Here is a 10,898-nt window from a genome sequence, read left to right on the forward strand (position 1 = left end):
ACACCGCAAGATCACCCGCCTCCCCCGGCCCCCTCCGAGAGGGCCGCGGTGTGGGGGCGGAGCCCCGCAACTCCTGAGGCGTTGTCAGTGCGGGCTGTCAATATGGCTGGTTGGAGCGATGGTGCTACGAGGGGGAGGGCAGCCATGCCTTGGGTACGGCCGTACGTGCGCTCTGACGGGACACCGGTTCGCGGGCATTCGCGGTGGGCTCCGGGCGCGAGACGAGAAATGACGATCTTCGCTGTGTTCGCGTTAGCCGTGGTCGGGTTCGGCAACGGCCACGCTGCGGCGGACGGGGCGGGCGGCAAGACGGCGCCGGGCTCGCGGTCGACGGTCCACTACCCGATCCGGTTCGACACGACGCCGACGTGGCAGCAGAGGCCGCAGCCGACGCCGACCGTGTCGTATCCGATCCGGTTCCCGTCCCCGCAGGGGACCCGGTGAGTGGGCGGCGGCCGCCGGCGCGGCGGCGTAGGCGACGGCCGAGCAGGCGGCAGCAGAGGGATGCCCAGCTGATCGGCTTACTGCTGGCGGCGGTCGTGGTGATCGCGTTAGTCGTGGCGGTGGTGAACTGGCTGCTGGCCCACTGGTGGGTCCTCCTCGTGCTCCTGGTGCTCGCCGTGCTGGCGGTCGGGGGCTGGCTGTACAGCCGTCAGCAGAGGGCGCGGTGGGAAGCGGTCCGGGCGCAGGGGCTGCGCTACGGGCTGCCGCCGCTGGACGCGCTCCACCACTCCCGGTTCGAGGAAGCGATACGGGATCTGATGCGCCGGGACGGGTGCCAGAACGCTCAGCGGGTCGGTGGCGGCGGAGATCTGGGCGCGGATGTGAAGGCGACCGACCCGTACGGGCGGCGCTGGGTGATTCAGTGTAAGCACCGCCGCAACGGTGCCCGCGGCTCGGCGGTGGGCACTCCGGACCTGCAGGTGCTCAACGGGACGGCTCGGCAGGTGCACGGGGCGGACGTCGCGGGCATCGTGACGAACGGGCGGGTGACTGCGCCGGCGGTGACCTTTGCCAAGCAGCAGCGCCTGCACGTGGTCGGCCGGCAGACCCTGGGCGTGTGGGCGGCCGGCTCGCGGCCGCTGTGGGAGCTGCTGCGGGCCGTTCCGCCCCCGCGTCGCTCAACGCCGTTGAGCTGAGAAGGGCCTCGTTGAGGGGAACCCGGCAATTTTGCCGGGTTCCCCTTAGCTTGATCTTTAACCTGTGCGGCGGGGCTTCGGGGTGGTTGTCTTCTTCTTTGGTCGTCTTGCTGGCTGTGCCTTCTTGGGTGTGTGCACGTCGTGGCGTGGTGCGGGACGGGTGTTTTTCCGGCCCGGTGGCCGGCCGGGACCGGGGAGGGTGGGTTTCGGTGCTCTGGCCGGGCAGGCGGCCTGTGGGCGGATGTGCCGGAAGTCGCGGCGGACGCGGGCGGGAGTGAGCCTGTCCGGAGGGCTATCCAGCGGGCTCAACGTTCGGCACCAAGCACCGTCGACGTCCTCCGGACGGGCACCGACCCGATTTTCCCGGCCGCGGGGCGGGACCGAAAGGGCCCGGGACGACTATCCAGGACGGCTCCGACGCCGTGATCACACCAGCCACGCGAAGATCATCCCAGGATGGTTAGGGTGCCTTCGTCGAGCCGACGGACTGGAGACGAATGGTGGAGCAGGACGAAGCCCTGCAGCTCGCGGTGGCATTTCTCGCGGCCAGCCAGCGCGACGACGAGCCGCCTCTCGCCATCGACACAGAGCGAGTCCGCGAGAACAACGGCCTCCTGATCGTGCCTTACAACTCTGTGCAGTACCTCGCCTCGCGTGATGTGAGGGAGCAGCTGTTGGACTGCTGGCCCATCCTCGTCGACCTCGAACGCGGCGACGTACGGTTCGGGACCCTGGAGGAGCGGCATCTGTGGAGAAACCCGAGCATCTGACGAGGCTGTGGCTGTCCGCGACCACAGTTACGGGACAGCCCTTAGCTTGATCTTTAACGTCCGACGTCGAATGGTGCGTCGAACTTGATCACTCGGTCCGGTATCCGCCGTACACGGAAGCGGCCTTCGTCTGAACATGTGCTCCGACCAAGGAACACACATCTTCAGAACGAAGGCCGTGGGGATGAGTCTGCTGCATCGCGACACACGCCGAGACGCTTTGGCGCAACTGTCATGCTTCCGGGGCGAGTTCTACTCCTGTCTCACCGCTCGTTCGGATGCGTTGTTCGAGCTGGCTGATGCTGTCCTGTGCGGCGACGGGCCGGTGAGGTCACTGCCCGAGCTGTCACTGGTCGGCGAACACCGCCGAGGCCATGGCGGACTCTACTCAGCCGTCGCCCGCGGCCGGGTCGATGCCGACCGTCTGCGGCGGGTCCTGGCCTCGGTGCCACTGCCACGGGCCGTCGATGGCCGGCTGGTCCTGGCCGTCGACATCACCTGCTGGCTGCGCCCCAATGCCCACACCTCACCGCAACGGATCCTGTGTCACACCTATGGCCGGGGCAAAGACCAGCACATTCCGGTTCCCGGCTGGCCGTACTCGATCATCTGCGCACTCGAGCCGGGCCGCAGCTCTTGGACCGCTCCGCTGGACGCATTGCGCCTGGTGCCCGGGGACGACACCGCCACCGTCACCGCCCGGCAACTGCGCGAACTGCTCGAGACGCTGATCAGGGCAGGCCAATGGCAGGAAGGCGACCCGGAGATCCTCATCATCGCGGACGCCGGCTACGACGCACCCCGTCTCGCGTTCCTGCTCAGGGACCTGCCGGTGCAAGTGCTGGCCCGTATGCGCTCGGACCGTGTCCTGCGGCGGGCCGTCCCGCCCCGGCAGCCTCGCACCCAGGGCCGACCGCCCCGCACGGCAGCGAGTTCGTCTTCGGCCAGCCCGACACCTGGGGCACCCCGGACACCGAGACTGTCACCGACACACGTCTTTACGGCACCGCCAGAGCCCGCTCCTGGGACCGGCTGCACCCCAGGCTCACCCACCGCTCCTCCTGGGCAGTCGCCGACGGCACCCTCCCCGTCGTCGAGGGGACGGTGATCCGCCTGGACATCGACCACCTGCCCAGCGGAGCAACACCGAAGCCGGTCTGGCTGTGGTGGTCGGGCACCGACGCCACTGCGACGGACGCCGACCGTCTCTGGCAGGCCTACCTGCGACGCTTCGACATCGAACACACCTTCCGGCTGTTCAAACAGACCCTCGGCTGGACCGCTCCGAAGATCCGCACACCCGAGGCCGCCGACCGCTGGACCTGGCTGATCCTCGCCGCCTACACCCAACTGCGTCTGGCCCGCCCACTCGCAGCCGACCGGCGTCACCCCTGGGAGAAACCCAGCCCTCCGGACAGGCTCACTCCCGCCCGCGTCCGCCGCGACTTCCGGCACATCCGCCCACCGGCCGCCTGCCCGGCCAGAGCACCGAAACCCACCCTCCCCGGTCCCGGCCGGCCACCGGGCCGGAAAAACACCCGTCCCGCACCACGCCACGACGTGCACACACCCAAGAAGGCACAGCCAGCAAGGCGACCAAAGAAGAAGACAACCACCCCGAAGCCCCGCCGCACAGGTTAAAGATCAAGTTAGTGCGCTGGCATTTCACTTGCTCAGGCGCCATGTGCGACGCCGTTTTGCGGAGGCTGGCCGGCTGGTAGCTGGCCAGCCGGCAGGAGGCCTGTACAGGCGCACCCGTGTGCTCTCGCCCGTGGCCATCAAGCGGCCGTCCCTGGAAAACGCCACTGACCAGACACTGGGGCGAGGATCCCTACCTTGGGTCCCGATCATGGTGCGAGTGTTCACGTTCCATAGCCGCACGTCATCGCCATCGGTGACGGCGAGCAGGCTCCCGTCTGGGGAGAAGGCGAGGGAGTTGAAACCCTTGCCGCGACCTTTCAGCGGCTCTCCGATGGATTGCCCAGTAAACGGATTCCACAGCTGCACTGAGCCGTTGAGAGATCCGCACGCGAGGAGGTGTCCGTCAGGGGAGAACGCCACGTTTTGTGGTAGGAGGGGCTGGTCTCCAAAGAGCTTCGGTCCTTCGCTCCAGTCCGCCGTCTGCCATAGAGATACTCCCTGGGAGTTATCTGCGACGGCGAGCAGGGTGCCGTCGGGCGAGAATGCCACTCCGCTGCTGTGCAGGCCGAAGGGCCGACTGGCTTGGTGGCGGCCCAGAGCAACGTCCCAGACCAGCGCTGGACCGTCACTGTTTGCTGTGGCGAGCAGACTGCCGTCAGGCGAGAACGCAAGGGCCGTGACATCGCTGTCTCCGGTTGGAATAGTGTCCCCAAGGGGGAGGCCAGTGGCGGGGTCCCATAGCCGTACGGATCCCTGCTTGCATCCGCTGGCAAGCAACCTGCCATCTGATGAGAATGCCAATGCCTTAATCTCCCCCGGGTGCGGGAGAAGCGCCCCAACAGGACGGCCAATGGCCGTGTCCCACAACCGTACGGAGTCCGGGTCATATTCCCAGGCGCCAGGGCAGGCGAGCAGGTCCGCGATAGGTGAGAACGCAATCGCCCAACACGTGCCGGTGGGCCCAAGGCTGTGACCTGCGTCCGGGATGCGGTCGTACAGGGCAGTGACCAGGTCCTGAATACGAGTATTGGCTGCTTCGAGCGCGCGGCGCAGTTCGCCTCGTTCTGTCTGCCAAGACTGCGCGGCCGCCGAGAGCGGCAAGTGCTGGTCAGCCGAGGGATGTGCTTGCTCTGATGGGGTCTCGGCCGATTCGCTCGATTCGGCCGGGGGGAGAGCACTGGTCCCTGAGCGCTCCTCCACTTCTTGAAGCTCAAGATATGTGGCGGGCACCGATGAGGCAGTGGCGGTGCGCTTGCGCTCTTTGAGGCGCTTCATCTCCTGCCACCGGAGAGTCCAGTGCTGAACACGCGGATCATCGCGCTGAGCTGGCTTGCCGTCCTCGATGCTGAGCAGGATGCGGACCAAGGCGATCAGGTAGCTCAGTTCCGGCAGTCGCGTGCCGTTCAAGGCTTCGCTGATACCCGAAGGTGACAACGGGCGGGAGGCAGGTGCGAGTTTCGCCACCTTCCGCAAGGCAGGCGCCCCGCTTGCGATCCACAGATCCTTCAGTTCCGCAGCGAACGCCTGCAGTTCCTCGTCGAACGTCGCGCTCGGCACATGAGAATCATCGCTCTGACCAGCCATGTTGTACCCCCACCGGTAAGCATCTGGAGGCAAGGCTAGAACAACCGCAGCGAATCTCACCGAACTTCACCGAACAATGCCGTACAACGCCGTCCTGTTCGGCCGACCCGCCATGTACGGCGGTGATCTGCCTTGATCGGAATGCTGCGGGACCGTTCGCCTCATGCCCTCCAGGCACCGGATGTGCTGTCCACTAAAGGCCATGGACACCAACACATCCCTGAACCCAGCCCCTCCGACCGTCACCACAACCCCTGACCCGACCCGAGTGTTGTGGCTCGAGCTGCGCGACGGCTTAATCGAAGCCAGCCTCACGCTCTTCTTCGGCCTCCTGTGCACCCTTCTGAGCGTGGGCGTCGCCTACTACGGCTTCGTAGGCGAAGACGACTCCAAGGCCAGCGCCTGCACGTTCTTCGCAGCAGTTACTGCCGGCGCTTGCGGGCGCCTCGGACGCCGAGTGGTCAACCGTGTACGAGAGCGGATGAGGAGCAGCAGTGACCAGTCTGCCCAAGCCTGAGCACAAGCTCACGGACCCGGGGCAGGTGCTGTCAAAGCCGCGCCCCGTCGCTACTGCTCGCGTGCCTGGCAGCTGCTCGCTCTCCGCCCTTCGGCTGGACGGAAACAACAGGGCACAGGGCACGACAGCCTGGGGCCGTCAGTCGGTCACAGCTCGGTCAGAGGCACGTGGCAGCGTGTCCAGTGGACGCTCCAGTCGCCGTCGAGCGGGGTGTAGCCGGCCTCCCGCACCCGTTCCGTCGCCTGTTCCAAGTGGCTCCGCAGTTCTTCGAGACTGCCGCTGCCCAGCTCCTTGCTGCCAGCATCCAGTTCCAGCTGGAGGTACATGACGTGGTCCTCTCCCCGGTGCTCCGCACTGAACTCGACGGTGTAATAGCCGTCGCTGCCCTGGCTGTAGATGGACACATAGTGCTGCGTGATCTCGTCCGGATCGAAGCCGTACTCTTCGAACACTTCAAGGGTCTCGTACGGCGGGTCCGTGACGTCGCACGAGCTGCACCACCACTGGATCTGCCATGGACCGTCCGGGGCCCACCCCTCCCTTTCCAGCCTTGCCTGGGCGAGTTCGGTGAGGGTGGTGAGCGTTTCGAACCAGTCTCCGTCGGTGTCCGAGGTGATGTCGCCGCCCAGGTGATGGGCCGACTCCTTCCCCGTTCCTTCGGCGAAGTCGTCCACGACCGTCAGAACGCAGCCGGTGTCCTCCTGGTACTCCACCTTCGCGTACCGCCGCTTGTCCTCCTCGTCTCCCCGGCGGATGCCGGGCATGCCGGCACCCGTACGGGCATCGGTTCCGTCGGCCTCCTCGCCCTCCGCAGACACCGGGTCCGGCTCCCGAGGCCCGACGGGTGCGCGCCGACGAGGATTCAGGCAGACCGACTCCAACCGGGCCTTTCCGATACGGCTGCTGATCAGCGATCCGGGAACACGCTCCCCCTGGCTTACAGCACGCGCCTGAAGGGGGCGGTCCGAGCTGCGGTAGAAGGCGACGTCGAATCCGCTGTCGAGCCACTCGTCGAAGATCTCGTCAGTTCCAGGTCGGCCGGAGCCACTCGCCTCAGCCGTGCAGAACAGCGCCCGTCCAGCGTCAAGGCCGATGGCCACCAGGCCCACGCGGCCCGGCTCTGCGACTGCGGACATGGCGGGTCCGGGTGTCGGCTCAGGCTTTTGGGCCTGCCGCCCCGTCGGCAATTCGGGGATCGCGTCGGAAACCGGCACGGGCGGTCAACCTTCCGGAGTCGATGGACCCCGGTAGTGCACGTCCGCACCCCGGTGATCTGCGGCTTCCCAACGCACCGCGCGCTGGGCTGGTCGCCCCCGGGGCATCCGCGGCAAACGGATGTCATCCAGCAAGCCGGGGCTTGACGCTGGAACTCGTGACCGGGCGCGAAAGTAACACCCGTCCGGATCTTGCACAATGTGATCCACAACGCTTTGCCCCTTGACCGGTGGTGTGGCATGGTTCCGCTCGGTCACGACGCCGATCGCGCCGAGGACCGACTCCCACGGCCCTGTGGGAGCGAGCACCGATCTCCCTGCCGGTGGGTAAGGGGGTCCTTCGTCCACAGGAGGCCCTCATGCAGGTCACTGACGCTGCGACCACACCCCCGAACTGGGAACTCTACCGGCGGACGGTCCTCGACATCCGATTCCCGGACCGAACGGTACGGGTCAAACCGCGTCCGCGGGGCACGACCGAGGGCCCTTTCCCTAAACTCCCGGAACCCGCCGGCGCCGCCGCCCTCCACCTCGTCACGGCGTGTGACCCCCACGGCCGTCCCACCCTTGCCGAAGACAACGCCCGCGCCCAGGCCCGGCTCCTCGACGAGCTCGACCGGCGAGGGCTCGTGTGGTGACCCGCAGCGGGAGGCGATGCGCACGGCACGCACATCGAGCAGAGCGTCGCCATCGCCGGCCTGAACGACTCGGCGGCGCGTGAACTGGGGCGGTGCTCCGGCCAGCACGCGGTCTTCGCCTGGACCTCCGGCGCCTGGCGTCTGCTGTCCTGCGACGGCGGCGCGACCGACATAGGCGCGGTCCTCGTGCGTGACGCTGTTGGGACCATCCCCGCGGGTGCGGGGAGCAGACGAAGGGCGCCTGGAAGGGCTCCCGCACGTCCTCCTACGGCACCTCCGCCCGCCGGGCCAGAGACAGCGCCGGTCAGTCCGCCCGCCTGAGCAGCGCCCGCGCCATCGGAGGACAGCGCACGTCCATCGCTGCGTGATTCATACGCACCCCTGCGTGCGGGCCGTCCGACTCGACATCCGAGTCCGGCGGCCCGTGCCGTACCCCCGAACAGCAACCACCTCAAGCCAGGAGGGGCCCCATGGCCACGAACCGACAGATGAGCCGCGCCGACTACGAAACCATCTCCGCAGCCATCGCTGAATCCGACGACCAGGACTTCCACGCCCGCCGAAACATCGCCTTCAACCTTGCGGACGCTCTCACCGGCACCTCGGACCGCTTCGACCCCGTGCTCTGGCTGAACCAGTGCGAGGTCGGGCCAGTCTCCCCGGCCGACGTGGCGGGCTGGACGAAGCGCCTGGAACTGCGCGTGATCTCCATCGGCAGGCGGCGCCGCAACAGCCTCGCCATGGGCTACACCAAGACCGAGCAGTACATCGACGCCGACGACAACCCCCTGGACCTGGAGCGCGAGTAGGGACCATCCCCGCGGCTCCGACCGGCCGTTGCCGCACGGTCCAGAAGGGCTGTTCCTTGGCCCCCGATCTGAGCTACGCCGAGTGTTGCGACCGCACCGGAACGCCCTGGCGCTCCGCGCCGCAGGGGGAACTTGCGTGGACCGCGTACCGGGCCGAGCGCCGACGGCGTGGGGAAACCGTCGGCTACTTGTCACTTCGCGGCAGCTTCGGGAGGACCGGGCCGAGATCCCCGCGAGTTCAGGCGAACTGAGGGTTCTTCAGGGCGAACCCATGGGTCGGGTCTCTGATTCTGAGGGATGGACCCGCAGGTTCGTGGTCAACTCGCTGGGCCTGTCTCGGCGGCTTGCTGCAGTCAGGCCCGGGGCGGAGTCCGCATAGCGCATAGCGGTCTTGCCGTCGAGTCCGATGACTTCCGCGAGACGAGGGATTCAAGCCCTTCGGTCACGGTCGTGGTCGATGTGGAGTCGCTCCGGGGTCGTGTCCTGACCGGGAGTCGGAGCACTGATCCAGTGGTTGCTGGCTCGGCCGGTCGTGCTAGCCGGTGTTGCCGAGCGGCGTGGCCGCCTCGCGTGCGTCGATGAGTTCGTCCCAGTGTTCCGCTGCCCAGGTGCACGCTGAGGCCATCGGCACAAGGAGGCTGCGGCCGAGCGGGGTCAATGCGTATTCGACCCGGCGCGCCGGCTCAGTGTGGACCGTGCGGGTGACCAGGCCGTCACGCTCCAGTGCTCGGAGCGACTGCGTGAGGACCTTGGCGGTGATGCCGCCCAGCGGGATCCGCAACTCCGAGAACCGCCGCGGTCCCTGTTCGAGGCAGCGGATGATCATCCCTGCCCATTTGTCGCCGAAGCGGATCGGTGAGAGATCGGACGGGCAGAGCGGGTCGAACATGTCGGGATCCAGTGGCTCGGTCACCGCCTCACAGTAGCTGGTATCCCCTTGGTAACCATGGCCTTCCCTATCGTGCGGGGGAGCGGCCGGCGTTCGGGCCCGGCCTGCGGATTCAAGGGGGAAGTCATGAGTCAGATCGTTGTCTTCGGCGCCGGAGGCAGGGCGGGCCGGGCCGCCGTCGCGGAGGCCCGCAGCCGTGGTCACCAGGTCACGGCGGTCGTGCGTGATCCGGCCAAGTACGCCGATCTTTCGGCTGTGGACGGTGTACGGACCGTCGCGGGCGATGTCACCCATGCTCGCAGCGTCGCCCGGCTGGCCTTCGGGCAGGATGCCGCGATCAGCGCGGTCTACGATGCCGCCGCGCAGCCCGAGGCATTCTTCGCCGCCGCGTCCCGTGCCCTCCTCGACGGCCTGGCGCAAGCCGACGTGAACCGACTGGTGGGAGTCGGCCTGGCCTCGGTGCTGGAGACCGCTTCCGGAGCCCTCCTCATGGACACCCCCGGCTATCCCCAGGACTACCGTGCCTTCTACCTGGGACACGCGGCAGGAACGGACGTGCTGCGCACCGTGACCGCTGGACTGGACTGGCTGGTCCTCAGCCCGGCGGGCGACTTCGACCACGGCGGCGCCCGCACCGGCACGTACCGGACAGCCCCGGCCAAGGCCGACAGCCGCATCTCCTACGCCGACTTCGCGATCGCGCTGCTCGACGAGATCGACGATCCGCGGCACCACCGCACGCACGTCGGCATCGAGGCCGGCTGATGGACCGACAGGAGGAAATCACCGACAGTCCGAACGAGTGGGTGGCGCGACACATCCGCCGCTACCTCGAGACCAACGGCCGAGCCAGACCGGGCATGAACGACCTGCTCCTGACGACCCGCGGCCGCAAGTCCGGAAAACTGCGCCGCACGGCCCTGGTCTACGTGCGGGACGGCGCCCGCTACATCCTGGCCGCTTCCAACGCGGGAGCCGATCAGCACCCGGCCTGGTACCTCAACCTGGCCGCGAACCCGGACGTCACGGTCCAGATCGGCCCGGAAACCTTCCCCGCAGCCGCGAGAACCGCCCTACCCGACGAGAAGCCCCGGCTGTGGGAACTCATCGTGGCGGCCCTTCCGTCCTACCAGGACTACCAGGAGGCGACCAGCCGCGAGATCCCCGTAGTGATCATCGACCGCACACACTGATCATCCGCGGTCCGCAATCCCCTGAGACGGACCCCCCTCCACCTCGAGGCGCCCCGCCGCAGGAGCACTCCACCCCGACCTCCACCGGCGCCTTCGTGATCAGCGCCGAGAAGTACCCGGACACCGTCCCGACAGCGGATCAACATTCGGCGGCCGAACTCATCGTGATGCGGCCCGACTCCCGCACGCGGCCGTGCCACCCTCTGCGCGCCTGCCCCGCAGTCGTGCCGTCCGCCAAGCCCGTAAGAACGAACCCGGACAACACCTCAATCTCGAGCTGCTCCAGTTCCTCCGCTGACGTGGGCGCCCAGCGCTCCCTGAGCCTCCTCGCATTCATCTCGGCTGCGGATCGGTCGAACGAGCCGAGAATGCTTCGGGAATCCTGAAGTTACGCCACAGAGCCACAGACCCGGGTTCCGCAGTTAATCGGGGTTCTGGGCTTTGGATGAGGTCGAACTTGCTGGTCAGCGGTGTGGCAGTTGGTGGGAATCGAAGCTCGTCCTA

Annotated in this window: 11 protein-coding genes, 2 pseudogenes and 1 riboswitch; of the genes and pseudogenes, 9 read left to right on the plus strand and 4 right to left on the minus strand. The window is 67.6% G+C overall.

From position 1 onward, the window contains the following. Nucleotides 1-228 precede the first annotated feature (228 nt). Together AB0M27_RS37740 and AB0M27_RS37745 are read left to right on the plus strand one after the other, a co-directional pair. The gene (locus tag AB0M27_RS37740) at nt 229-444 is read left to right on the plus strand and encodes a hypothetical protein (RefSeq protein WP_365728989.1); all 216 of its coding nucleotides are present in this window, start codon (nt 229-231) and stop codon (nt 442-444) included. After that, complete coding sequence (locus AB0M27_RS37745) at nt 441-1,139, plus strand: restriction endonuclease (protein ID WP_365728991.1); 699 nt, start codon at nt 441-443, stop codon at nt 1,137-1,139. The genes AB0M27_RS37740 and AB0M27_RS37745 overlap by 4 nt, the downstream gene beginning before the upstream one ends. 57 nt (nt 1,140-1,196) lie before the next feature. On the opposite strand, the pseudogene AB0M27_RS37750 reads toward AB0M27_RS37745, so the two are convergent. Beyond that, a pseudogene (locus tag AB0M27_RS37750) lies at nt 1,197-1,433 on the minus strand (transposase); the annotation flags it as partial. A 203-nt stretch (nt 1,434-1,636) separates the two neighbouring features. On the opposite strand from AB0M27_RS37750, the gene AB0M27_RS37755 reads away from it, so the two are divergent. Both AB0M27_RS37755 and AB0M27_RS37760 read left to right on the plus strand, forming a co-directional pair. Then, nucleotides 1,637-1,909 carry a YrhB domain-containing protein gene (locus AB0M27_RS37755; RefSeq protein WP_365728992.1) on the plus strand — a complete coding sequence of 91 codons (273 nt, stop codon included), beginning with the start codon at nt 1,637-1,639 and terminating at the stop codon, nt 1,907-1,909. Between the two features lie 184 nt (nt 1,910-2,093). After that, a pseudogene (locus AB0M27_RS37760) lies at nt 2,094-3,550 on the plus strand (NF041680 family putative transposase). A gap of 24 nt (nt 3,551-3,574) precedes the next feature. Here the strand turns inward: AB0M27_RS37760 and AB0M27_RS37765 are convergent. Further along, on the minus strand, nt 3,575-5,134 hold the full coding sequence (locus tag AB0M27_RS37765; RefSeq protein ID WP_365728994.1) for a WD40 repeat domain-containing protein: 1,560 nt from the start codon (nt 5,132-5,134) through the stop codon (nt 3,575-3,577). A 202-nt stretch (nt 5,135-5,336) separates the two neighbouring features. On the opposite strand from AB0M27_RS37765, the gene AB0M27_RS37770 reads away from it, so the two are divergent. Beyond that, a complete protein-coding gene (locus AB0M27_RS37770) occupies nt 5,337-5,651 on the plus strand; it encodes a hypothetical protein (RefSeq protein WP_365728996.1) in 315 nt (104 codons plus the stop codon). A 146-nt stretch (nt 5,652-5,797) separates the two neighbouring features. Here AB0M27_RS37770 and AB0M27_RS37775 read toward each other — a convergent pair whose 3' ends face one another. Then, on the minus strand, nt 5,798-6,787 hold the full coding sequence (locus AB0M27_RS37775; protein WP_365728997.1) for a hypothetical protein: 990 nt from the start codon (nt 6,785-6,787) through the stop codon (nt 5,798-5,800). Between the two features lie 134 nt (nt 6,788-6,921). After that, a riboswitch (SAM riboswitch) is annotated at nt 6,922-7,029 on the minus strand. A gap of 195 nt (nt 7,030-7,224) precedes the next feature. Here AB0M27_RS37775 and AB0M27_RS37780 point away from each other — a divergent pair. Together AB0M27_RS37780 and AB0M27_RS37785 are read left to right on the plus strand one after the other, a co-directional pair. Then, entirely contained in the window at nt 7,225-7,503 is a 279-nt protein-coding gene (locus AB0M27_RS37780) for a DUF3293 domain-containing protein (protein WP_365728999.1), read from the plus strand. Nucleotides 7,504-7,973: 470 nt separating this feature from the next. Continuing rightward, complete coding sequence (locus tag AB0M27_RS37785; RefSeq protein WP_365729001.1) at nt 7,974-8,312, plus strand: hypothetical protein; 339 nt, start codon at nt 7,974-7,976, stop codon at nt 8,310-8,312. 535 nt (nt 8,313-8,847) lie between these two features. Here AB0M27_RS37785 and AB0M27_RS37790 read toward each other — a convergent pair. Beyond that, nucleotides 8,848-9,225, minus strand: a complete 378-nt coding sequence (locus tag AB0M27_RS37790; protein WP_365729002.1) for a helix-turn-helix domain-containing protein — start codon at nt 9,223-9,225, stop codon at nt 8,848-8,850. Between the two features lie 102 nt (nt 9,226-9,327). On the opposite strand from AB0M27_RS37790, the gene AB0M27_RS37795 reads away from it, so the two are divergent. Then, a complete protein-coding gene (locus AB0M27_RS37795) occupies nt 9,328-9,966 on the plus strand; it encodes an NAD(P)H-binding protein (RefSeq protein ID WP_365729004.1) in 639 nt (212 codons plus the stop codon). Then, nucleotides 9,966-10,394, plus strand: coding sequence for a nitroreductase family deazaflavin-dependent oxidoreductase (locus AB0M27_RS37800; RefSeq protein ID WP_365729006.1), 429 nt, complete (start codon nt 9,966-9,968; stop codon nt 10,392-10,394). The genes AB0M27_RS37795 and AB0M27_RS37800 overlap by 1 nt, the downstream gene beginning before the upstream one ends. Nucleotides 10,395-10,898 lie beyond the last annotated feature (504 nt).

This window comes from Streptomyces sp. NPDC052107 (assembly GCF_040680215.1).
Classification (GTDB): Bacteria; Actinomycetota; Actinomycetes; order Streptomycetales; family Streptomycetaceae; genus Streptomyces.